The sequence below is a fragment of the Haloterrigena sp. H1 genome, from assembly GCF_005938085.1.
Lineage (GTDB): Archaea > Halobacteriota > Halobacteria > Halobacteriales > Natrialbaceae > Natrinema.
Genome location: NZ_SMZK01000001.1, coordinates 2955248 through 2976969, shown reverse-complemented (window position 1 = coordinate 2976969; position 21722 = coordinate 2955248). Strand labels below are relative to the sequence as shown.

Below are 21722 nucleotides of genomic sequence, written 5' to 3'. Positions count from 1 at the left end.
ATCGAAATCGATGCCACGGACAGATGAAACATGAAACACGATCACAGTCGTTGGTGTTCTCACACCGAAGAGTCCCGAAGCTTGACGGAACCCACCCACGAAGCACAGCGACATGGCCGATCCCCTCGCTGCCCCGCTTCAAGTGTTGGTGTTTCGGGTGGCGATCGCGTTCGGGATCGGCGCGCTCATCGGTCTCGAGCGCGAACAAAGCGAGTCGGGCGGTACGTTCGCCGGGAGTCGCACGTTTCCGCTGTTCGCGCTGTATGGCGCGCTCGTCCAGGCGTTCTTTCCGGGGCTGCTTCCGATCGCAGTCGGGACGCTCGTGATTCCGCTGACGGTGGCGTATCTCGGCAAGATCTGGTTCGAGGGTGACATCGGGCTGACGACGGTGATGGCCGCGTTACTGACCGTCGTCCTGGGAGCACTGACGACCCATTCGGAACGCGGCGCGGTTCTGGCCGTCGCCGTCGGCGGTGTCGTCACAGTGTTGCTCTCTGCGAAGGGGACTATTCACGACTTCGTCGACCGGATCGACGAGGCCGAACGCCGCGCGTCGATCAAGTTCATCCTCGTCGTGCTGGTCGTCTTTCCGCTCCTCCCCGATCGAGAACTCGACGTCGCGTTCGGTCTCAATCCACGGTTCATCTGGCTTATGGTCGTGTTCGTCACCGGGCTGAGTTTCGTCGCCTACGTTCTGAGTCGGACGATCGGAACGGAACGGGGGATCGCGCTGACGGGGATTCTGGGCGGGTTCGTCTCCTCGACCGCGACGACGGTGTCGATGGCCGAACGAGCGAGTGCGGAACGTTCCCTCTCCCAGATCTGTGCGTTCTCGACGATAACCGCGTCGATCGTCATGTTTCCGCGGGCACTCATCGAAGTCGCCGTCGTCAACCGGGATCTGCTCCCATACGTCGCCGTTCCGCTAGCCGTGATGACGGCCCTCGGCGCGAGCATCGCCGCTATCGTCTACTGGCGAGCGACCACGACGCTGGACGAGGAGGCCGAGACCGAGCTCGCGAACCCGTTTCAGTTGCGCCCGGCGCTGTTTTTCGGTGCCGTCTTCGCAGCCGTCCTGTTGGTCTCCGAGTCCGCCCACTCCCTGCTCGGTGAATCGGGGATCTATGCGACCGCGTTCGTCTCCGGCCTCGCCGACGTCGACGCGATCACGCTGACGCTGAGCAGGCTCGCGGCCGACGGGACGATCACGCCACACGTCGCCGCAACGGGAATCGTCATCGGCGCGATCGCGAACACGATCGTGAAAGCCGGCCTCGCGTGGGTGATCGGAACCACCGAGCTCGGCCGTCTCGTGACCGCTGGCCTCGGTGCCGTGTCAGCGATCGGCCTCCTCGTCGTCTTCCTCGCATAAGCAACGTCCGTCCGGCTACGACTCCGACGTGGCTCGACCGGTTATCGTGTCGATCTCGAGCTCGAGGATGCGGATCTCGATCTCGTCGATGTTCTCGTCGAAGACGCGAATGGGTGCGAACTGCTGGTTGATTTCGGCCGTGTCGAACCGGTCGTAGTCAGATTTCGGAATCTCTGACAGCTGGCCGGTGAGCATCACGCTCCAGGAGTCTATCTCGCGCGGATCGTCGGTCGCTTCCGTCCCGTAGCAGACGTAACACGCTGTCTCGGTCGCATCGATGAACGCCTGTTTTCGGCTCCCGTCGGTGACGCCGAGCCGGAAGTAGAGTCCGTCACCGTCGTAGTAGTGTGCCAGCGGGATGGCGTAACTCTCGTCGTCCTTCGAAAGCGAGAGGACGCCCGTCTCGGCCGTTTGCAGCCGCTCTTCGATCGTCGACTCGTCGATGCCGAACGTGTACGCGTAGTCGATGTGTTTCATCAGCGGGAGAAGTCAGTGAGGATGGCTACGCGGCCGCGGGCTATAGTTGTTCTCTCATACGGTCTGCTGTCACGAGTGACCGGTGGGACCGCAGCGCGGGTCGCGGGCCCTGTCCACTAGAGGTACGAGTCGTCGTACGATTCCGTGGACCGCTCTGTGTGGGTGTTTCCACAGTCACTACACTCGAGGCGATCCATGTTGTTCATCGAGACCGCGAGCGAGCCACAGTTCGCACAGTAGAAGCCGTACTGCTCGGTGTGGGCGTCGTCTTCGTAGGTCACGAAAAACGACGCCGCGGTGCCGGACTCTTCCTCGTCGCGGGCGATGTACACCGTCGTTCCGTCGTCGGCCGTCGTCAGTTGCTCGTCGACCCGCTCCGTTTCGGGAAACTCCTCGTCTGCTGCGTCCTCCCCTGCCGAACCGGGAAGGGTCGCGTCCACGTCCGGCTCCGTGTAGACGTAGTTGACGACCGACTCGTCGGCGATCTCGACCCGCCGGTCGCCGTCGTGCTCGAGACCGAGCCGTTCGACGAAGTCGTGGCCCTCCGTGTTGGCCTCGAGAACGGTGACACAGATGTGCTCGGCCCCGCGGTCGCGGAGGGTCTCGGTCGCAGTCTCGTACAGTTCGGTGCCGATGTCCTTCCCACGGTGTTCCGGATCGACGAACAGCCACCTGACCTCGCCCCACCCGTCCTCGAGTCGCCCTTCGACGAACCCGGCGATGGTCGTCCCCTCGATTTCCGCGCCAGTTTCGGCGACCTGCAGCAGGGTCTCCTCGTCCTCGCGCTTGTCGACGACTGCCTCGTCAGCGAACTGCTCGTCGACTAGCCCATCGATCTGTGCCGGGCTGAGCCTGAACGAGGTCGTCATCGAACTGTCGACGACCTCGCGAATCCGTTCGGTCTCCGCGGACTCCGGTTCCCGAATTTCCATACCGGATACTCGGGATCGATCCCGATAAGCGGGCTGCCGGCGCGAACAAGCGACGCTCCGGATTCGATCGGCTCGAGCGTTCCTCGTCGCCAGCCTCGAGCCGTCGCGTCCGGCTACCCGTCGTCGAGTCCCTCGCGCTCTCGCAGGGACCGCCGTCGGATCTTGCCCGTCGTCGTGGTCGGGAGCGTTTCGACGAACGCGATGTGCTGGGGATACTCGTATTCAGCTAGCCGGTCGCGGACGAGCGTCCGGATCTCCTCGCGAAGGTCGTCGGGATCGTACTCGTCGCTCGCGGGCTTGACGAACGCTTTGATCGCTTCACCACGCGTATCGTCGGGAACACCGACGACGCCGGCCTGCTCGATAGCTTCGTGAGTGAGAATTGCGTCCTCGACCTCCATCGGCCCGACACGGTAGCCGCTGGTGAGGATGACGTCGTCGGCCCGCGAGACGAACCACAGATAGCCGTCCTCGTCGCGCTCGACGAGGTCGTCGGTTAGGAACCACCCATCCGCAGTCTGCTTGTTCGCCGTCTTCTCTGGCAGGCCGTGGTACTCGTCGAAGAAGACGCGGCGATCGCCCGGTTTGATCGCGAGTTCGCCAGTCTCACCACGCTCTTTGTGTTCGTGCGTCTCGGGATCGAGCACCGCCACCTCGTAGCCCGGGAAGGGCTTGCCCATACTGCCCGGCCGCGTGTCGAACCACGTCTCCGAGTTGCCGACGACGAGATTGAGTTCGGTCTGGCCGTAGAACTCGTTGATCGCGACGTCCTCGAACGTTGATTCGACCCACTCGACGACCTCCGAGGTGAGCGGCTCGCCGGCCGAGGCGAAGGTCTCGATCGAAAGGTCATATTGGGCTTCGGGATCGTCGACGCCCATCAGCATCCGGAGCGCGGTCGGCGGCATGAAGGCTTTCGTGACGTCGTGGCGCTCGAGCAGGTCGTAGACTTCGTGGGGATCGAATCCATCGCGGGGCCAGCCGACGATCGTACAGCCGTGGTGCCACGCCGCAAAGAGGGTGCCACCGAGGGCTGCACCCCAGGCCCAGTCCGCTGGGGTCCACAGCGTGGCCTCGCCCTCCGAAAGGCCCTGATCGAAGTAGTTGTACGCTGCGGCAGCGCGCCCGAGCCAGAGTGCGTGACTGTGGCGGACCCCCTTCGGCGGGCCCGTCGAGCCGCTGGTGTACATGATCGCCGTCGGCGTCTCGGGGGTGGCGTCGTAGACGTCGATGCCCGGCTCGTGGGATGCGACGAGCTCGTCGAAGGCGTGTGCCTCGCCTGTGACCGCGTCGGCGTCGCCGAGTTCGATGACGTGCTCGAGTGCTGGACACTCCTCGCGGATCTCGTCGATCGTCTCCCGGACACTGGGATCGACGACCACCGCTGTGGCCTCGCTGTCTGCGAGCCGGTACTGGAGCGCATCGCGCCCAAAGAGGACCGTCAGCGGCACCGACACCGCACCCAGTTTCCAGTTCGCAAGGTGGGTCAGCGGGTTCTGTGGCTTCTGCGGGACGACGACGCCGACCCGGTCGCCGGCTGCCACACCGAGATCGGCGAACGCGGCTGCGAGGCGATCCGACTGTTCGTCGAGGTCGTCGAAGGAGTAAGTCTCGAGGCCGTTCTCGGGATGTTCGTACCGCAGCGCCGTCCGACTCGTGTCGTTGTGTTTCCGAAGAAAGTCGACCGCAGGGTTGTACTCGTCGGGGAGGTCCCACGAAAAGTCCTCGCGGGCCGTCCTGTGCTCGTCGTACGTCGGCATTACCGTCCAGGTCATGCGATGGCCTACCGGGGCCAGCACATAGCGTTTTTCGACACGCGTTCACAAGAGCGGTGGACAGTGTACCGTGATGAGCGCGCTCTGCCGTGTGCCCTGACTGCCTACTCCTCGTCGTCTTCCGCGGTTTCGGTGTCGTCCTCGGCTTCAGTCTCCTCGTCGTCGGCGTCGTCGGCTGATTCCTCGTCAGCTTCGCTTTCGCCCTCGACCTCGATGTCGGCCTCGATCTCGATCGTCAGGCCATCGGCCTCGAGTTCGCCCTCGAACTCGCGTTTGTCGCCGACTTCGATCTCGAGTTCGTCGGTGTCCACTTCGATTTCGACTTCGACGTCGACGGTGACTTCGGCGTCGTCCATATCCACCTTTCGCTCGGCCATCATAAAGGCGTACCGCGCGGCTTCGGGAGCCGTCGTGGGCAGTCCGTCTCGGAACCTATTTTTAGGCTGGCCGAAAATAGTGGGTATGACCGATTCCGTCCGGGTAACGCTCGAGGGAGACGACGAATCGACGTCGGTTCGCGTCTACGGCAACGAGGGCGACGTCTCGACCGACGACGCGACGTTTCGATTCAGCGTCGGTGGCGGAGATGACGGGGACACAGACGACGCCGACGGTCCGTCCGCGGACGACGTGACCGACTGTGACGATCCCCGCCGCATCGCCGCGCTCGCGGACATCCCGACTGACGGGACGCTCCGGTGTGAGGCCCGCTCCGGCAATCGGGGGACGGAGCTGATTCTCCGCCGCACAGGCGACGACGTGACCGCGTGGCGAAACTCGTGTCCGCACGAACCCGATGTCCGGCTCGATCCCGGCTCCGGTGCGATCGTCCGGGACGAGCAACTGGTGTGTCACAAACACGGCGCGCGCTTCGAGTGCGGTGACGGCGTCTGTACGGCGGGCCCGTGTCGCGGTGACGCGCTCGATGCCATTGCCGTCGCCATCCGTGACGGGAGCGTTTACCTGACGGACGATCGGTTCGAGTCGTGCCGACGACTGGACGAGCCGGCTGCGTGAGATCGTCGCCGACGGCTTCCCTCTGCTTGGGTGGCAGCGACTGTCAGTGACGACGACTGCCGGTCGTGACTGCTTCGCGCCGAGAATTACGACTCGAGCCAGTCAGGAACCGCGTTGACCGACACGAGCACCGCCGCCGCGCCTTCGCTTTCGTACTTTTGTCTGCCTGTCTCACCGGTCAACCCGCCGGTCAGGACGCCGATCCCGTGATACTCTCGCTCGGGATCGGCCTCGTCGGCGTTGACTGCCGTCCGAACGTCGTCTAACGTGTCACCGACGAACGCGACGCTGGCTGCGTCGAACCGTTCTGCGAGGGTCGTCAACGCTTTCGGGTGTGGTTTCCCCTCTTCCCAGTCGTCCATCGTGAACCGACGGTCGACCGGAATCGCATCGTCGAGCCCGACTCGCTCTAAGGCGATCTCCGCCTCGGCCTCCGGCCGCCCGGTGAGGACGCCCACGTCGTACTCCGCGAGCAGCCGGTCGCGGGCCTCGCTTTCGAGCAACACTGGTTCGTCGTGGATGAACCCCGGCGTCTCCCGGTCGAGATCCGGCTCGCCGTCCTCGAGCCCGCGATAGAGTTCGTCACCGAGATACAACTGCTGGAAGACATCGCGAAGTCGGTCGCGGTCCCAGTGGTCGGTCACACGCTGGGTCGCGCGGGCACCGATCGCCTCGCGGACGACGGCTTCGGCCGCCTCGAGGCCGCCGCCTGCAGCAGCGATTTCGTCGGTAAACGCCTCGAGCGACTCGCCGTAGCCTTCCTCGGTCGCCAGCACGTAGAGTGCGGCCGCGTAGGTCAGTTCCCAGTCGTTGTTGAACCCGCCTGCGTCCTTGAACTCCTGAATATCGTCTTTCCGGATCGTCCGGCCGTAGACTGCGTCGACGGACTCGACGATCGCACGCCGGTAGGAGTCGGCGACGTCGACGAGTACTCCGTCGATATCGAGGACGACGGCATCTGCGTTCATACCCGTTCGGACGGGACGCTGGGAATAAAGGCGATCGGATTCGATTCGGAAGCACCACGACTCGTTGCTCGGACGAAAGACGCTCTTCCGTTCCCAGTTACGCCCCGGTTACTCGTTTGCTACCATCACCTCGGTCGCCTTGATCACCGCGTTCACCTCGTCTCCCTCCGCGATTCCGAGCCGATCAACCGAACTGGTCGTGATCACTGCTGTCACCGTCTGTGAAGCCGGTGTCTCGATCGTGACCTCCGCCATGATACCGTCCGTCTCGATCGACTGGACCGTTCCCTCGAGTCGGTTCCGAGCGCTCAATCCCATACCGATCACCACCAGCGCGGCGATATTATAGTCCCTCCCGGCAGGCTCAACGGGCGCGATTACTGGCCGGATCGGACAGTTGCGTCGCTATCGAACACGCGGGTCGTTCAGCGAATCGCTCGAGCGACGTACAGCGTCCCACTCTCGACGGTCTTGCGCTCGACCGGAACCGCCGGCTGGTCACCGCCCAGGGTCGTAAACAGGAAGTCGGCGTCGGCGTCCCGAGCGACCGCAAGCGCCGGCCGGTGGAGCTCCGGTGGCAGATTTCGGGCGTAGATCGCGTCTACGTCCGCGTAGACGGACGGCTCGGGATCGACGATATCGTCGCGGACGAACGTCACGTCGTCCGGCACGTCGCGGTCGTAGATGTCGGTCGCGGTGACCGACACCCCTCGCTCGGCGAGCGCTCGAGCGAGATCGGTCCGGTGGCCGATCCCGACCTCGACGACCCGTTGGTAGGCAGTCAGGTAATCGATTATTGTGCCGGGATTCCGGCGCGAGTCGGCCATGGCGGGACGTTTATGCCACCCGCGGTCATAGCACTTGCTATGCTCGTCGATATCGTACCGGTCGGGAACGTCTCCGCTGAGGTCAAGCGGGCGGCCTCCGCGGCGTTGCGATCGGTCTACGACTGCGACGTGTCGATCAACGACTCGCAGTCGGTTCCCAACGGTGCGTACGACTCCGACCGGAACCAGTACTCCGCCGAGCCGTTCATCCAACTGGCCGAGCGAGTCGGCCGTGGCATGAAAAACATCGCCATCACCCCGCACGATCTCTTCTACCGGCGTCGCAACTACGTCTTCGGCCTCGCCTATCTCGACGGCAGCGGCAGCGTCGTCTCCACCTATCGGCTCCAGACCTCGAGCGACGGCGGCTTCTCGAATCAAAGCGCCGCCGACATCTTCGAGGATCGGGTCCGCAAGGAGATCGTCCACGAGATCGGCCACACCTACGGCCTCGAGCACTGTGACAACAACCGCTGTGTGATGAACTTCTCGCCGACAGTTCGCGAGGTCGACATCAAAGAAGAGAACCTCTGTGGGAGCTGCCAGCGGCTGATCAGCTAATTCCGTTTCGACACTGTTCGACGCTCGACCGTCGATCGACGAGGTGGAGTTTCGTTTCTCTCCGTTGCACACCGGCTCTCGAGTTGGTATTACCGTTCGATCAGTCGCGAGACCGCCGCTCGCACCTGCGTTTGCACCCGTGAGAGCCGGCTACGCGAGACCGGACCGACGATCGGCAGCGTCCACCGGGCGTCGGCCACGGCCTCGAGTGTCGATCGCTCGTATTCGCTGACGAACTGCCACAGCAGGCGACTCGCGTCCGGCCCATTGGGTGCGGTAAACCGCCCGTCGGAACTGCCGCCGGACCAGGCGTGACCCATCCCATCGACGAGCCACTCTTCGACGACGAGGGTCCCGCTCCCGTCTCGATACTGGCGTCTGGCATACTCGTACGGGCCGCTTGTGCCGGTTTCCACCCGGTCGGGCTCGACCTCGAGCGTCTCTTCGTCGCCGTCGACCCCGAGATGGCTCGCACGGAGCGTGCCTGCGGTGAGTTGCCGGGCGTTTGCGACGTCGACCACGTCGTCGTCGGTTCCGTGGAAGACGATCGTCGGAATCGCACGTGCGCGGTCGGCCATCGCCTCGTACGCTTCGATCCCCGCCTCACGCCCGTCCTGCCTGTCGCCGCGGTACATCTGTGACAGCGCCGAAAGCGCGCTTCCGACGGCGTCGTATGCAGGCCCGCTGTGAACGCCCGCTGCAGCGAACAGGTCGGTGTATTCGACGATCGCTCGAGCCGCCATCGACCCGCCGGCCGAGAGCCCGGCGACGTAAACTCGATCCTCGTCGACAGCGAACTCATCGATCACGCTGTGCGTGAGGTCGGCGAGCCAGGCGAGTTCGCCGTTCCCGCGTGTGGCGTCCGTGTCGTCGTACCAGTTCCAACACCGGAGCGGGTTTCCAAAGCGCGACTGTTTCGGGTAGGCGACCAGAAACGTCTCGTCCGCTGCAACCTCGTTCATCCCGGTTTCGGCCGCAAACGCTGCTGGCGTCTGTCGACAGCCATGAAGGAACACGAGCAACGGCACCGGCTCGTCGGCGTCGTAGCCGGGTGGCACGTACAGCCGGTACGATCGCCCGTCGTGGTCGCTGCCCAGGAACGCACCGGCGGCAGAACCCGGCTCTGAAACCCCACTCTCATCGCCAGACCGGACGGCGCGTTCGGCACCGAGCGGAGACGACTGCAACAGCTCCTTCGCACGGAGCAGCGTTCGGCGACCGACGGCGTCGTCGGTCGCGTCCGTGTCGTCACTGGCGGGCATACTGCAGCCATGACTATCCACTCGAGTATAAGTTCTGGGCTCGGCGACCGATTCCGTCCCGAGAAGGGCTGATCTGCGACCCTACGGTGCGTAGTAGTACTCGCCTTCGCTTTTCTGCTGGCGATCCAGCTGTGACTCGGGTTTGTTGATCCGCGGGCGCGAGGTGCGCTCGTCCCGGCGGAACGTGACCTCGAGGTTCGCGAGGAACTCGTTCATGCCATCGCGCATCGGCTGCGGTTGGCCGGCACGACCGTGGACGGCAGGCTCGCCGTCGAAGACCATCAGCCGGTCGGCGAGCAGGTCCATCATGTAGATGTCGTGGTCGATGACCAACACGGTGGCGTCCTGCTGTTCGGCGTACCGGCGGATTGCGCTGGTCGCCTGCACGCGCTGTTCGACGTCCAGATGCGCCGAGGGTTCGTCGAGCAGGTAGAGATCCGCCGAGTCGGAGAGACAGGCCGCGATGGCGACCCGCTGGCGTTCCCCGCCGGAGAGATCCGAGAGGTTCTGCTCCATGATCCGCTCGAGTTGTAGCGGCTGGGCGATCTCGGTGTTCCAGTATGAGGAGCCGAACTGATCGGTAATCGACGAGAGGAACGCGTCGACCCGCATGGGCTGGTCGATGGTGACGTACTGGGGCTTGTAGGAAATGTCGAGGTCGAGATCGGCGTCGCCTTTGTCGGGCTCGAGATTGCCCGTCAACAGCTTCGCGAACGTTGACTTCCCGATCCCGTTGGGGCCGACGATGCCGAGCACTTCGTTTTCGCGGATCGTGCCGCCTTCGATCTCGAGGCTGAACTCGCCATCACCGTAGCTCTTGGTGAGGTCGGGGTACTCCACGAGCGTGTCGGCGGCGGTCGCCGTTCGCGGTGCGTGTTCCTCGAACTCGATGGGGTTCGGCCGGATCCGCATGTTCTCGTTGTCGAGATAGCCAGAGAGATACTCGTTGATCCCGTTGCGGACGGATTTCGGCGAGGTGATGACACCGTAGGCCCCGGGCTCACCGTAGGCGACGTGAAGCGTATCGGCGAGCAAGTCCAGGATCGCAAGGTCGTGTTCGATGACGAGCATCGACTTGTCCTCCTCCTCCGCGAGTTCGCGGATCAGCCGCGCTGCCGTCACGCGCTGGCCGATGTCCAGATAGGGTGTGATCTCGTCTAAGAAGTAGAAGTCCGTATCACGAGCGAGTGTGGCCGCGATGGCGACCCGCTGGAGTTCCCCGCCCGAGAGGTCGTCGATCGACTGGTCCATGACCGGCCCGATCGAGAGTCGTTCGACCAGTTCGTCTAACGCCCCGCGTTCGTTGGTCCGCTCGAGCAGCTCGCGGGTGTTCCCGTCGAAGCTGTTGGGAATCTGGTCGACGTACTGGGGCTTTCGCGCGATAGTGACGTCGCCGTCGCGGACGTCCGCGATGTAATCCTGCAGTTCGGTTCCGCGGTAGGCCTCGAGCACCTCGTCCCACCCTGGCTCGTCCTCGTGGCGGCCAAGGTTTGGCTCGAGTTCGCCGGCCAGAATGCGGACGGCGGTGGTCTTCCCGATCCCGTTGGGGCCCAGAATGCCGGTGACCTGTCCGTCCTGGGGTGCAGGAAGCCCGTACAGCGAGAAGGCGTTCTCGCCGTAGCGGTGGGCCGGATCGTCCTGGAGCTCCTTCGGGAGGTTGATGATCTCGATCGCGTCGAAGGGACATTTCTCGACGCAGATCCCGCAGGTTTCGCCCAGACAGATCTCTTCGGAGATGTGGATCTGCTCGGGTTGGCCCTCGTCGGTTTCCTCGCCGCGGAGGGTGATACACTCCTTGCCCGTGCGATTCGGCGGGCAGTAGTTCTTGCACTCGTAGCCACACCGGTCGGGCTGACACCGGTCTAGGTCTACGACGGCGATGCTGTCATCTGCCATCTCAGGACGCCTCCGCAGTCAGCAGGATACCCCACGTGACGAACCACAGTGCGAAGGTCATGAACGCGACGAACAGGTAGTGTTTCGTCCCGAACTCGTCGTCGTCGTAGATCCCCGCGGCGTTGATGAGAACGTACTGGACGAAGATCGCGCCGAGGACGAACGCGAGCGCCTGCGTGTTCTGGGCGGCTGCCTCGGAGACGCCAACCCAGGCCGCAGAAGCCAGCGCCGCGGCGACGCCCAGCAGCGCAGACAACGCCGTCACGCCCACCGAGCGGATGTGTTCGCGCCGGTCGCTGATCGATTCGGTCGACATGGATTGATGTCTGCGGGCGGGGCTGAAAAGGCGTTCGGGTTGGCGCTCGAGGGAATTATTGGGGTCACGGATTTCACAGATTTGAATCTGTGACTATATTTTGGAGTTGTTAGATTTCCATTCTGGATACGGACTTCTATACCAGAATCATCGAAATAGCTGCATTGGCGATAAAAACTACGAACTCCACCGCCTTGTTCACCCGGATATGCAATTAACTCTGTGGGTATATGAACAGTAGATCACGGTGGCTTTCCCATCTCGCCAAGTCGCATTCGTCGGTTCTGCACAACATAGACGGCCGATGAGACGGCAAACAGCGCGAATACCAGTGTTGCCCACCCCAGTTCCGGAACCGTGCCGGTCGGAATTACTTCGAGCCACAACCCAGCCATTATGATTCCGCCGATTACAGTCAATCCAAGGTAGTAGACGCTCCACGGGATCGAATCGCTTGGCACGATGTCGAGGTAGACCTTGAGTTCAGAGGCTTCGTCAGTGAGTTCAACCGTTCGGTCGTCGAATTCAATAATGTCTGCGCGTTCGAGTGTCGGCAGGTGTGTCTGCTGAAGTGACAACTCGAGCGCGAGCTCGCCGGCGTCGGCTCGGTCGAGTTGATTTTGGAGTTTCACACGGAGTACGATACCGGTCGTCATCAAGGAACGATAACGACGACGGCACCGGTGACGATCACGGAGGAAGCCTACTGGATCGATGGATCGCTGTCGGATTCGGCAACCAACAGCTATCAAAGCGGAATCACTCGGACGACCGAGTCCCGGAGTCCGGCACTGATCGGTGGGCTGTCAGTGCTCGGGACGCTCGCACTCGCCGGTGCAGTGCTCGTCACCCGCCGGTCGCCAGCGGATATCGACGCCGCTCGCCGGGCGGTCCACGAACAGCGCTACGCCGAGTGGATCTCACAGGGATCGATCCCGATGTGGATCGGCGATTATCACGTCGCCCTCGATACACTCGAGGACGTGGTCGACGTCGCGATCGATACGAACGAGCGAGTCGTCCACGACCAGCAACGGGACCTGTTCGCGGTCCTCAACGACGGTGTTATCTACTATTACACCGATCGGGGGCTCTGGGAGGAGACTGCCTGGCCGGAGATGGACCTCCAGAGTCAGTCGGCCGTCGTGGACGCTGACGGGGAGTTGCCCTCGGATGACCTCTCCGAACTCGAGGGGATCGACGAGTTCGCGGATGCCGACGATCCGGATGGCTTCGAGGACGACGAGGAGGTCTGGAACCAACTGTAATATCGTTTTGTCCCTGCACAGGGGTTTCCGACCTGTTTAACCGACTCTTTACTGAAAGTGGACCTCCTCGTTTCTCCCCCGCTCGCTTCCCTGTTACAATACGAGAATCCGCCTATTGAACACCTGATACTTCACCTTACGGACGGAAAAACACAGAGCAGTATCACGATCTTATTTTTGGTAAGGCTCAACTTTTATACTGCTGGGACCGTTCGATTCGTAGTATGGCAGAGACCGACGGGGAGGAGATCGAAGACTTGCCACCGAGCGCGAAACTCGTCTTCAAGGTCCTCGAGTACGACGGACCCTTGACACAGAAACAGATCGTCGAGGAATCGATGCTCTCAGCCCGGACGGTCCGATACGCGCTCGAGCGCCTCGAAGGGATCGGGATCGTCGACGAGGACATCTACTTTGCGGACGCTCGCCAGAGCCTCTATCGACTCGAGGAACCGGTCGCGGCCGACGGCAACGGCGTCGAGGAGTCCCCGAAGAAGGACGCCTGCTGTGCGGAATAACGGTCAGAGCGCCAGGATTATCTTCTAGCGGGGACCGTCCCCAATATGAACAAAGAGCGGCTCCCGCGGTGGGGCTGGCTGGTGGTCGGACTGTTTCTTGCAGTGCTGGGTTCGAACCTGCTCAACCTGCTGGTACTGGTACCGGCGGTGCTTCCGGAGGTGTATCGATCGATTACGGTCATCGCGGCGATGGCACCGGTCTTGATCTACGTCGGGATCTGGTACGACGAGGAGCGCCAGCCATACTGGACACAGTCACGGACGAAAATCATCGGTGACGTCCTGTTCGTCGTGACGGGGGCGATCCTGGGATCAGCGATCGCACTCGTCACGCTGGTCGGCGTCGGACTTCCCGGCACGGTGCTGGATATCCTCGCGATGAGCGCTGGCTTCCTCCTAGCGTGGGGGCTGTTCTGGTGGCGCAATCCGGAGCTCTACGCCGTCGACCTCGAGCCCTAGCCGTTCTCTCACACGACCGTTCGACGGATAGTCAGTCGAACCGGGAAGCAGCCTCGCCACGGCCGGCAATCTCTGCCGTCGGTGGAACGGTACGTTTGTGGGCCGCCTCGGCGTACCGCGACACGATTTCCGCGGCCGTCTCGCGGTCGATCCTGAGTCCGGCGACAGCCTCCTCGAGTGAGCAGCCTTCCTCGACGAAACGATAGAGCAACGGATCGATGACGTCGTAGCGCGCGCCGAGTTCGTCGGCGTCCGTCTGGGTCGCCCAGAATCCTGCTGTTGGCTCCTTGGTGACGATTCGGCGAGGGAGACCGATGTGTTTCGCGAGCGCTCGTACTTCCGTCTTGTAGCAGTCGCCGATCGGATGGACGTCGGCCGCACCGTCCCCGTGCTTGGTGAAGTAGCCGAGCAGCCGCTCGGAGCGGTTCGCCGTCCCGAGGACGATCCGCGATTGGCGGTTCGCCGCGTAATAGGCCGTGAGCATCCGCAACCGCGCCGTCGCATTCCCGAGTTCGTGGTTGCGCTCGTTGGGCCGGTCGTCGGCGTCTTCTTCCGGCTCGAGGTCGCTCGCGACCGTCTCCTCGAAGCACTCGAGCAGCGGCCGCAACTGGAACTCCTGGAAGTCGATCCCCATGCCGTCGGCGATCGTGTGGGCGTCGCTGACGTGTGCTTGGTCGGTCATGTGACAGGGCAGCCCCAGCCCGAGGACGTTGTCGCTGCCGACGGCCTCGACCGCCAGCGCTGCCGTCAGCGTCGAGTCGATTCCACCGCTCATCGCGACGACGACGCCCTCGGCGTTCGCGTCGGCGACCGTCGCCCGGATGTCAGCGACGATCCGCTCACGGATCCGCTCGAGCGACTGCCGGTCGGTCAAAAACGGCCCGTTCGTGCGTTCGATGCTCTGGTAGACGTACGTCTTACTATCTGCTCCCATCTGTGCGGATCACGTTGTTGCTCTCTGACTCTCCAAACGATTGTCTCATATAAGAAGCTAATGCTTGAACAGCTAGTACTCTTGTCCATGGTTCGCAGTCACATGATTATCTGACGGGCGTGTCGCTGACTGCCCGTCCACTTATTGTACCGAGACGCGCCGCATTCCGTTCGTTCGTGGATCCCCCGTGGCTCCTCGTACGAGGGCAGGACGGACTGTGATCCTCGCGCGCGCATCGTTTCCGCGATCGTACTCCCCCTCAAGACCTGGCTCTCACGGATGCTTGAGCGGGGCCGGCTGCTCCAGGCCGTGTTTTCACTGCGACTTCGGCGCGAGATACCGGCTGACCAAATAAATGACACCAGAACCGATCGCCGCTGCGGCGCCGACTGCGATCACGGGGACCGAGACACCGGTCTGTCCGTACGGGTTTCGCGGCGCGGAGTCGATGACCGCCTGAAACGTTTCGCCTCCCGCGTGGCCGAGCGAGAAGAAGCCAACCGTGAGTAGGACGGCGAACCCGCCGGTTGCCAGCCCGAACATCGATGCGACGTCCTCGACGTTCAGTAATACGTGCGCCTGTGACTCCGAGAGCTGCGGTTCACGGCTCCGGCGAACGGTCGCGACTACGACGAGACACGCCGCGGTTCCGAGCTCGATGCCGCCGGCGTACACGCCGAGCCAGAGGACGAGCGGCGACGCCCACAGGGGCGCGCTACCCGGGAAGGCTGACTGGACCGACGTCGGATAGGTGGCCGCGATCGGCACGATGAGTGCGAGCGCGAGCAACAGGCCGCTCTGGTAGACGAGTTTCTGGGGAATTCGTCGCTTGATCAGCGCGTATCGCTCCACTCGAAGTCGTTCGTACGTCGACTCGCCGAGGAGTGCGTCGGCAATCGGATCGTCGGGGTCAGTTGAAGTCATCAGCTCGAGAGTACGATCGGTCGTCGGTTCAGGTGGCCGAACACAGGCCGTCGAAATATACACTCCGATTTCGCGTCCAGAATCAGAATTCCGGACATACACTCCTGTCTAACGGTTATCTTCGTTAGGCTCAAGTGGTATATTTTGTAGCTCACTACCACCAGATATGGCTGCACTAGTCGGTCCAGAATCCCTGTGGCTGTGGATCGGAACGATCGGAATGACCATCGGAACCCTGTACTTCATCGGTCGTGGGCGCGGTGTTCGCGACCCGAAGATGCAGGAGTTCTACATCATCACGACCTTCATCACGGCGATCGCAGCGGCGATGTATTTCGCGATGGCAACGGGCTTCGGCGTCACCGAAGTGATGGTCGGCGACGAGATGCTCACGATTTACTGGGCACGCTACGCCGACTGGCTGTTCACGACGCCACTCCTGTTGCTCGACCTCTCGCTGCTGGCGGGAGCGAACCGCAACACGATCGCGACGCTGATCGGCCTCGATATCTTCATGATCGGGACCGGCGCGATCGCGGCGTTCGCGGCGACCCCCGGAACCCGGATCGCGTGGTGGGGCATCAGCACCGGCGCCCTGCTCGCGCTCCTGTACGTGCTCGTCGGGACGCTCTCGAAGAACGCGCGTGACCGGCCGTCGGAGGTCGCGTCGCTGTTCGGCACCCTTCGCAACCTGGTCATCGCGCTGTGGCTCCTCTACCCGGTGGTCTGGATCCTCGGCACCGAAGGGACGTTCGGCATCCTTCCGCTGTACTGGGAGACGGCCGCGTTCATGATGCTCGACCTCTCGGCGAAGGTCGGCTTCGGGGTGGTCCTGCTCCGGAGCCGCTCCGTCCTGGAACGGGCCGCCACGCCGTCCGCCGCAGCCGCGTGACGACCCACCAGGACGCCTCCCGACGATCGGTGGCGTCCTAGTCCATCACGGAGCAGAATCGACTTCCCCTTCCCTTTCGACCGATCGTTGTCCCGCGTGAACGGGTCAGTGGGTACAGTGTCTCGCGATCGAGTCGGAAACGAACGCTCGAAACAGGTTGGATGCGACATCACGTACTGCTCGGCTCTCGATGCGACCGCAGCACTGGCCGCTCACCGCACGCTGACCGCTCAACACCCATGATGTTCCGCATCGGGACGGACACTCGTTTATGGGTAATGATGGTGCAGTAACTTGTACGCATGCAGTCACTTGTCGCGTCCGCGCTCGCCGTCCGGGCACACGTGCTCCAAACCGGCCCGACCGACGCGGAACTGTTCGAGTACGTCTTCGGTGGCGGCAACACCCTGCTCGCGCTGTCGTTCGTCGTCAACATCGCCCTCGCCGGACTCACGATTCTCGGAATCGTCTATCTCGGACGGTCCCTCACCGATCCGCGCTCGAGGGCAATCGCAACCGCGCTGTTGCTGATTTCTGTCGTCTCGATCTCGAGTTACACCGGTCTCACGTCGGGGCTGACGCTGAGCGTCATCGAGATGCCGGCAGGCCACCCGGCCGCGGGTGCGACGACGGCCGGCCAGAACGGCGTGCTGGTGATGTGGGGGCGGTATCTCACGTGGACGTTCTCTACGCCGTTTATCCTGATCGTGCTCGGGATGATCGCCGGGTCGAACTGGACGAAGATCCTCACGACCTGTGCGTTTACGATCGCGATGTGCGTCACTGGCCTGGCGGCGGCCCTGACGACGTCCTCGCTGGTGCTGCGCTGGTGGTGGTTTGTGCTATCGTCGATCTTCTTCCTCGTGATCATATACGTCATCCTCGTCGACTGGACCGCCGAAGCCGAGCGGACGGGGACGTCGGATCTGTTTCGGACGCTCAAGTTCCTTACCGTCGTCGGCTGGTTCGGCTATCCGATCCTCTGGATGCTCGGCGTCGAAGGAATCGCGATCTTGGACGTCGCGATCACTTCGTGGGGCTACAGCATCCTCGACATCATCACAAAGTACGTCGTGACGTTTCTCACCATGTTCTACGTCGTCGACGAACCGGCGTCGATCACCGGCGGCTCAGACTACGGTGCCAGCCTCCCCGGGTCCGGGCCGTCGGACGACTGACTGTCCCGGTCCCGGGTCGGTCCGGTATCCGTGTCGGCACCGACGCGTCGCCTCGTGTTCCGGTCGGGCCTAACCAGTTCGGATTTGGGGCTTTGTCGGCGCCAGCCTTAGGACGACTACAAGACCCGCTCTCTGCAAAGAACCGGCGGCACACGCTCATGACCGTTCCACTCACGTACTTCGGCGTTCACCTGGCGTTCATCCTCCCGCCGCTTTTGATTCTGGGCTGGCTCGCGCGCCGACGCGATCGGGCCTGGTGGGGCGCTCGGCCGCTCTCCGGTCTCGCTATTATGATCGGCCTCGCCGTCGTCTACACGACGCCGCTGACGAATCACCTGATCCCCGAGGGAGTCTGGTGGTACGGCGAGGGCGCGGTCGTCGCGACGGTCTGGCACACGCCGATCGAGGAGTACCTCTTCTTCGTCCTCCAGCCGATGCTGACCGCGTTCTGGCTGTTCCAGCTGCCGGCGACCGCCGATCGGCCGCTGGCGATCCCGCTCGCTCACCGGCTGATCGGCGTCGGAGGTGGCCTGTCGATCGCCGGTGTCGGCTTGCTGTTGACCGCCGACACCTCGACGTATTATCTCGGATGGCTGCTGCTCTGGGCCGGGCCGATCCTCTCCATCCAGTGGGGGTTCGGCCTCACGTACCTCTGGGCCGTCCGGCGACCGCTGGTGGCCGCTATCGCCGTCCCGACGGTCTACCTCTGGGTCGTCGACCGCGTCGCGATCCAACTCGGCATCTGGGTCATCTCGGACGCCCACACGATCGGTTTCGCGCCCCTTGGACTCCCAGTCGAGGAGGCGTTGTTCTTTCTCGTGACCAATCTGTTCCTCGTTCAGGGACTCGTCATGTACGTGTGGCTGCTCGATCACGTCCACGAACTCCCGTCTCTCACTAGGGTGGCGACACGACTCGCCGCGAGTTCCGATGAGCGGTGACACGACCTCCAGTGGCGTTGTCCCCCACACGGATGCCGCGGCCCGCCGACTGGCGGCCCGCCTGAGCCTCGGCGTTGGACTACTGCTTATCGTCGCCGTCGTCTCGATCACGATCTTCGTGGGCTCGCCCCCGCTCGCGTATCAGTACGTTCCGCTGGCGCTCAGCGTCGTCGTCCTCGGGCTTCCCCACGGGGCCGTCGACCACCTCGTGTTGCCGCGGGCCCGGGGCGACCCCATCACTCAGCGGTCGCTCGCGTTCGTCGGCGGCCTCTACCTGCTGGTCGGCTCCGCCTACGCCGCCGTCTGGTTTCTCGCCCCCGTCGTCGCGTTCGTCCTGTTTATCCTCGTCACGCTCGTCCACTGGGGGCAGGGCGACGTCTACGCCCTGCTCGCGCTCGTCCGTGCCGACCATCTCGAGACACGAGCTAGCCGGCTCCTCGCCCTCGTCGTCCGTGGCGGACTTCCGATGCTCGTCCCGCTGGTCGCGTTCCCGGCCCAGTACGCGTTCGTCGCCGAGACGCTCGTCGGACTGTTCGACCCCGACGCAGCGGCCGCGCTCGAGCCGGCGTTTTCCGCGTCGGTGCGGGCGGCCGTCGCGATCGGCTTCGGTTCCCTCATCGTGCTCGCGACGGGTCTCGGCTTCGTCCGGACGAGCGACGGTGATCGCGGCCCGTGGATCGTCGACACCGCGGAGGCGATCGGGCTCGTCGCCTACTTCGCGATCGTCCCGCCGATCCTCGCGATCGGGCTCTACTTCTGCTTCTGGCACTCCCTCCGGCATATCCTCAGAACGATGCTCGTCGACTCCGTCGCCGGTGCGGCGCTCGAACGCGGGGCGATCGGAGCCGCGTCTCGTCGCTTCGCCCGCGATGCAGCGCCACTGACCGCGGGCGGACTGCTCGTCCTCGTCGGGATCGGGCTCTCGGTCCCGCGCACGCCCGCAACCGTCCCCGACGTGCTCGCGCTCTATCTGGTGACGATCGCCGTTCTGACGCTCCCGCACGTGGTCATCGTCACGTTACTCGATCGAGAACAGCGCCTCTGGTCGCCGTAGGACCCGGCTCGAGGCGATCGATTACTCGGCTATAGTAACAACTGAAACGATTTACACACCAACCGCACAGCCGTCGTGCGATCGAGTGTGCAGTGACGTTCAGTGGCTACTATAGCTCGCGGAAGCTCGCACGCGGACGTTTTTCTCCTCGGGTCGCCGGAGGCAACCCCTCGCTCCCTCGCACAAAAATCTCCACAAAAGAGAGCCGCTCGTTCGCGTTGCTCACTCGCGGTTCGATCGCTTACGAGGGGACGACCGTGACCGGGTCTTTCCGATCGATCGCTCGCTCGAGTTCCTCCGCGATCGCACTCCCGCGCGACACCTGAATTTCGCCGCCGCGGCTCACCGTCGCGGTAAAGAGGTAGTCACCGGCGGCCTGAATCTCGACGGTTTCGCCGTGGTTGCCGTCGACGGGGATGACGATGTGCCGGGAGGTGATCTCGGGCTGGACCATCTGGCCGGCCTGTGAGCCGCCGCCAGCGCCGCTCGTGTTTGCGCCACCGCTACCGCCAGCGCCGGCACCGTAGTTGGGGTTCTCGTCGTGTGTACGAACGTCGATGTCGATCCCCAGCCGGTTCTCGATGTCGGTGATCCGGCCGCCGCCTTTGCCGATGACACTCGAGATATCGTCCTCTTCGACGTAGACGACGGCTCTGTCCTGGCTTTTGAGTTGGACGTCGACGTAGCCGCGGGCGACCGAGCGGATCTCGCGTTCGATCTCCTGTTTGGCGATGCGGTCGACGCCGGACTCGCTGCCGGGGCCGCCCTCCTCGTCTTTGAGCGGGACGGTGACGACCTGGCGGTTGAAGGTGTAGATCTCGTATTCGGGTTCGCCGGTCTGGAAGTTCGTGACCTGGATGACCGGCCGGGCGAGGTCCTCCTCGGTGAGGCCGGCGGGCACTTTGACCGTCGTCTTGACGTCGTAGACCGTCTCGACTTTCCCGGCTTCGATGTAGACGACCGTGTCGGCGACCTGGGGAATCATCCCGAGCTCGACCCGGCCGACGAGTCGCTGCAGCGAGTCGATCGGGCGGGTCGCGTGGACGACGCCGATCATGCCCACACCCGCCAGCCGCATGTCGGCGAAGACCTCGAAGTCGTCGGTCTTGCGGACCTCGTCGTAGATGGTGTAGTCGGGTCGGACCATCAGCAAGGCGTCGGCCGTTTTGGCCATCTCGCCGCCCAGTTCGGTGTACTGGGTGATGTCGGGGCCGACCTGCAGGTCCCGTGGTTTCTCCATCGTCTTGACCGAGTAGTCGTGATCGGAGATGTAGCGGGCGACTGCTTGCGCGAACGTCGACTTCCCGGCCCCGGGCGCACCCGAAATGAGGACGCCACGCTGGCGCTCGAGCAGTCGCTCTTTGAGTTCGTCGGCGTGCTCGTAGTCGTCGATGTCCGTCTGGGCGATCGGGCGGACGGCGGTGATCTCGATCCCGTCGGAAAACGGCGGGCGGCCGATCGCGATCCGGTAATCCCGGAACTGGACGATCTTCATCCCCGGCTCTGACAACTCGATGAAGCCGTCGTGGGCCTCCTTGGCGCCGTCGATGACCTCGCGGGCGTACTCGTCCATCGTCGCCTCGTCTACGGGCTCGTCGGCGATCTCCTCGTAGTGCATCGCGCCGAGTTCGCCGCGTTTGGCCCGTGGGACGGCGTCGGTTTTGAGGTGGACGCTCATCGTCTGGTCGTCGAAGTACTCCTCGACGGCCAGCGTTCCGACCCGCCGAACCTCGGGGGAGACGTGTTCGACGTCGAGTCCCTTCGCCTGGGCGACCTCGGCCTGGACGACGTCGCTGGTCACAAAGGTTGCGTCGAGGTCCTCCGCGAGATCGCGGATCAGGGCGTCGATTTCGCCCTCGGAGGCGTGGCCGCGCTCGATGGCGCTTGGCCGCTCGCCGACGTACTCGAGGTCGACGACGCCCTCGTCGGCGAGTTCGGCCAGCCGCTGGAGCTCCTCTAAGCCGTCCCAGCCGCTGTCGAGTCCGTCGTTTGCCTGCGCCTCGAGTTCCGCGACGACTGCTTCGGGCACGCAGATCGTCGCTCCCTCGAACTGCCCGTCTTCGATTGTCGCCGAAACGCGGCCGTCGATGACCACGCTCGTATCCGGCACGACGTTCATACGTAAACTGGTTCACGTACGCCTATAAGGGT

General features: G+C 63.6%; 24 protein-coding genes. 10 read left to right on the top strand and 14 right to left on the bottom strand.

Translation table 11 applies throughout. The annotated features are described in order from the left end of the window. The first annotated feature begins 112 nt into the window (after positions 1-112). On the top strand, positions 113-1372 hold the full coding sequence (locus E2L06_RS14945; RefSeq protein ID WP_138782406.1) for an MgtC/SapB family protein: 1260 nt from the start codon (positions 113-115) through the stop codon (positions 1370-1372). Positions 1373-1387: 15 nt separating this feature from the next. On the opposite strand, the gene E2L06_RS14940 is transcribed toward E2L06_RS14945, so the two are convergent. From E2L06_RS14940 to E2L06_RS14925, 4 genes are all read right to left on the bottom strand, one after another. Further along, on the bottom strand, positions 1388-1849 hold the full coding sequence (locus E2L06_RS14940; RefSeq protein ID WP_138782405.1) for a pyridoxamine 5'-phosphate oxidase family protein: 462 nt from the start codon (positions 1847-1849) through the stop codon (positions 1388-1390). 116 nt (positions 1850-1965) lie between these two features. Then, positions 1966-2781 carry a GNAT family N-acetyltransferase gene (locus tag E2L06_RS14935; protein ID WP_138782404.1) on the bottom strand — a complete coding sequence of 272 codons (816 nt, stop codon included), beginning with the start codon at positions 2779-2781 and terminating at the stop codon, positions 1966-1968. 113 nt (positions 2782-2894) lie between these two features. Beyond that, positions 2895-4556: an acyl-CoA synthetase gene (locus E2L06_RS14930; RefSeq protein WP_138782403.1), complete on the bottom strand. Its 1662-nt coding sequence runs from the start codon at positions 4554-4556 to the stop codon at positions 2895-2897. A gap of 104 nt (positions 4557-4660) precedes the next feature. Then, positions 4661-4912: a hypothetical protein gene (locus E2L06_RS14925; protein ID WP_138782402.1), complete on the bottom strand. Its 252-nt coding sequence runs from the start codon at positions 4910-4912 to the stop codon at positions 4661-4663. A gap of 106 nt (positions 4913-5018) precedes the next feature. On the opposite strand from E2L06_RS14925, the gene E2L06_RS14920 reads away from it, so the two are divergent. After that, positions 5019-5573: a Rieske 2Fe-2S domain-containing protein gene (locus E2L06_RS14920; RefSeq protein ID WP_138782401.1), complete on the top strand. Its 555-nt coding sequence runs from the start codon at positions 5019-5021 to the stop codon at positions 5571-5573. Positions 5574-5659: 86 nt separating this feature from the next. Here the strand turns inward: E2L06_RS14920 and E2L06_RS14915 are convergent, their stop codons facing one another. The 3 genes from E2L06_RS14915 to E2L06_RS14905 all read right to left on the bottom strand — a co-directional run bounded on the left by E2L06_RS14915 (position 5660) and on the right by E2L06_RS14905 (position 7368). Continuing rightward, the gene (locus E2L06_RS14915) at positions 5660-6541 is read right to left on the bottom strand and encodes a TIGR01548 family HAD-type hydrolase (RefSeq protein ID WP_138782400.1); all 882 of its coding nucleotides are present in this window, start codon (positions 6539-6541) and stop codon (positions 5660-5662) included. A 108-nt stretch (positions 6542-6649) separates the two neighbouring features. Beyond that, on the bottom strand, positions 6650-6859 hold the full coding sequence (locus E2L06_RS14910; protein WP_138782399.1) for a molybdopterin-binding protein: 210 nt from the start codon (positions 6857-6859) through the stop codon (positions 6650-6652). Positions 6860-6966: 107 nt separating this feature from the next. After that, on the bottom strand, positions 6967-7368 hold the full coding sequence (locus E2L06_RS14905) for a UPF0146 family protein (protein WP_171052386.1): 402 nt from the start codon (positions 7366-7368) through the stop codon (positions 6967-6969). A gap of 39 nt (positions 7369-7407) precedes the next feature. On the opposite strand from E2L06_RS14905, the gene E2L06_RS14900 reads away from it, so the two are divergent. Continuing rightward, a complete protein-coding gene (locus E2L06_RS14900; protein ID WP_138782398.1) occupies positions 7408-7929 on the top strand; it encodes an archaemetzincin family Zn-dependent metalloprotease in 522 nt (173 codons plus the stop codon). Between the two features lie 89 nt (positions 7930-8018). Here the strand turns inward: E2L06_RS14900 and E2L06_RS14895 are convergent, their stop codons facing one another. The 4 genes from E2L06_RS14895 to E2L06_RS14880 form a co-directional block, all read right to left on the bottom strand. After that, complete coding sequence (locus tag E2L06_RS14895) at positions 8019-9191, bottom strand: PHB depolymerase family esterase (RefSeq protein WP_138782397.1); 1173 nt, start codon at positions 9189-9191, stop codon at positions 8019-8021. A gap of 81 nt (positions 9192-9272) precedes the next feature. Beyond that, positions 9273-11087, bottom strand: coding sequence for a ribosome biogenesis/translation initiation ATPase RLI (locus E2L06_RS14890; protein ID WP_138782396.1), 1815 nt, complete (start codon positions 11085-11087; stop codon positions 9273-9275). Position 11088: 1 nt separating this feature from the next. Further along, positions 11089-11403 carry a hypothetical protein gene (locus E2L06_RS14885; protein ID WP_138782395.1) on the bottom strand — a complete coding sequence of 105 codons (315 nt, stop codon included), beginning with the start codon at positions 11401-11403 and terminating at the stop codon, positions 11089-11091. A gap of 242 nt (positions 11404-11645) precedes the next feature. Beyond that, on the bottom strand, positions 11646-12134 hold the full coding sequence (locus tag E2L06_RS14880; protein WP_394348744.1) for a hypothetical protein: 489 nt from the start codon (positions 12132-12134) through the stop codon (positions 11646-11648). Here E2L06_RS14880 and E2L06_RS14875 point away from each other — a divergent pair. From E2L06_RS14875 to E2L06_RS14865, 3 genes are all read left to right on the top strand, one after another. Then, complete coding sequence (locus E2L06_RS14875) at positions 12018-12671, top strand: DUF5305 domain-containing protein (RefSeq protein WP_171052385.1); 654 nt, start codon at positions 12018-12020, stop codon at positions 12669-12671. The genes E2L06_RS14880 and E2L06_RS14875 overlap by 117 nt on opposite strands. Before the next feature lie 224 nt (positions 12672-12895). Further along, entirely contained in the window at positions 12896-13189 is a 294-nt protein-coding gene (locus E2L06_RS14870) for a helix-turn-helix domain-containing protein (RefSeq protein WP_008010686.1), read from the top strand. A gap of 45 nt (positions 13190-13234) precedes the next feature. After that, complete coding sequence (locus E2L06_RS14865; protein ID WP_138782394.1) at positions 13235-13648, top strand: hypothetical protein; 414 nt, start codon at positions 13235-13237, stop codon at positions 13646-13648. A gap of 31 nt (positions 13649-13679) precedes the next feature. Here the strand turns inward: E2L06_RS14865 and E2L06_RS14860 are convergent, their stop codons facing one another. Continuing rightward, positions 13680-14582, bottom strand: coding sequence for an NAD+ synthase (locus tag E2L06_RS14860; RefSeq protein ID WP_138782393.1), 903 nt, complete (start codon positions 14580-14582; stop codon positions 13680-13682). Between the two features lie 315 nt (positions 14583-14897). Further along, on the bottom strand, positions 14898-15506 hold the full coding sequence (locus tag E2L06_RS14855; RefSeq protein WP_138782392.1) for a hypothetical protein: 609 nt from the start codon (positions 15504-15506) through the stop codon (positions 14898-14900). A 166-nt stretch (positions 15507-15672) separates the two neighbouring features. Between E2L06_RS14855 and E2L06_RS14850 the strand changes: the two genes are divergently transcribed. From E2L06_RS14850 to E2L06_RS14835, 4 genes are all read left to right on the top strand, one after another. Next, positions 15673-16398, top strand: a complete 726-nt coding sequence (locus tag E2L06_RS14850) for a bacteriorhodopsin (protein WP_138782391.1) — start codon at positions 15673-15675, stop codon at positions 16396-16398. A gap of 302 nt (positions 16399-16700) precedes the next feature. After that, positions 16701-17576 (top strand): bacteriorhodopsin, encoded by an 876-nt coding sequence (locus E2L06_RS14845; RefSeq protein ID WP_138782390.1) that lies wholly within the window; start codon positions 16701-16703, stop codon positions 17574-17576. A 158-nt stretch (positions 17577-17734) separates the two neighbouring features. Further along, the gene (locus tag E2L06_RS14840) at positions 17735-18517 is read left to right on the top strand and encodes a lycopene cyclase domain-containing protein (protein WP_138782389.1); all 783 of its coding nucleotides are present in this window, start codon (positions 17735-17737) and stop codon (positions 18515-18517) included. Next, positions 18507-19571 (top strand): Brp/Blh family beta-carotene 15,15'-dioxygenase, encoded by a 1065-nt coding sequence (locus E2L06_RS14835; RefSeq protein ID WP_138782388.1) that lies wholly within the window; start codon positions 18507-18509, stop codon positions 19569-19571. Before E2L06_RS14840 ends, E2L06_RS14835 begins: the two co-directional genes overlap by 11 nt. Positions 19572-19812: 241 nt before the next feature. Here E2L06_RS14835 and E2L06_RS14830 read toward each other — a convergent pair whose 3' ends face one another. Then, a complete protein-coding gene (locus tag E2L06_RS14830) occupies positions 19813-21690 on the bottom strand; it encodes a PINc/VapC family ATPase (protein WP_138782387.1) in 1878 nt (625 codons plus the stop codon). Between the last annotated feature and the right edge of the window lie 32 nt (positions 21691-21722).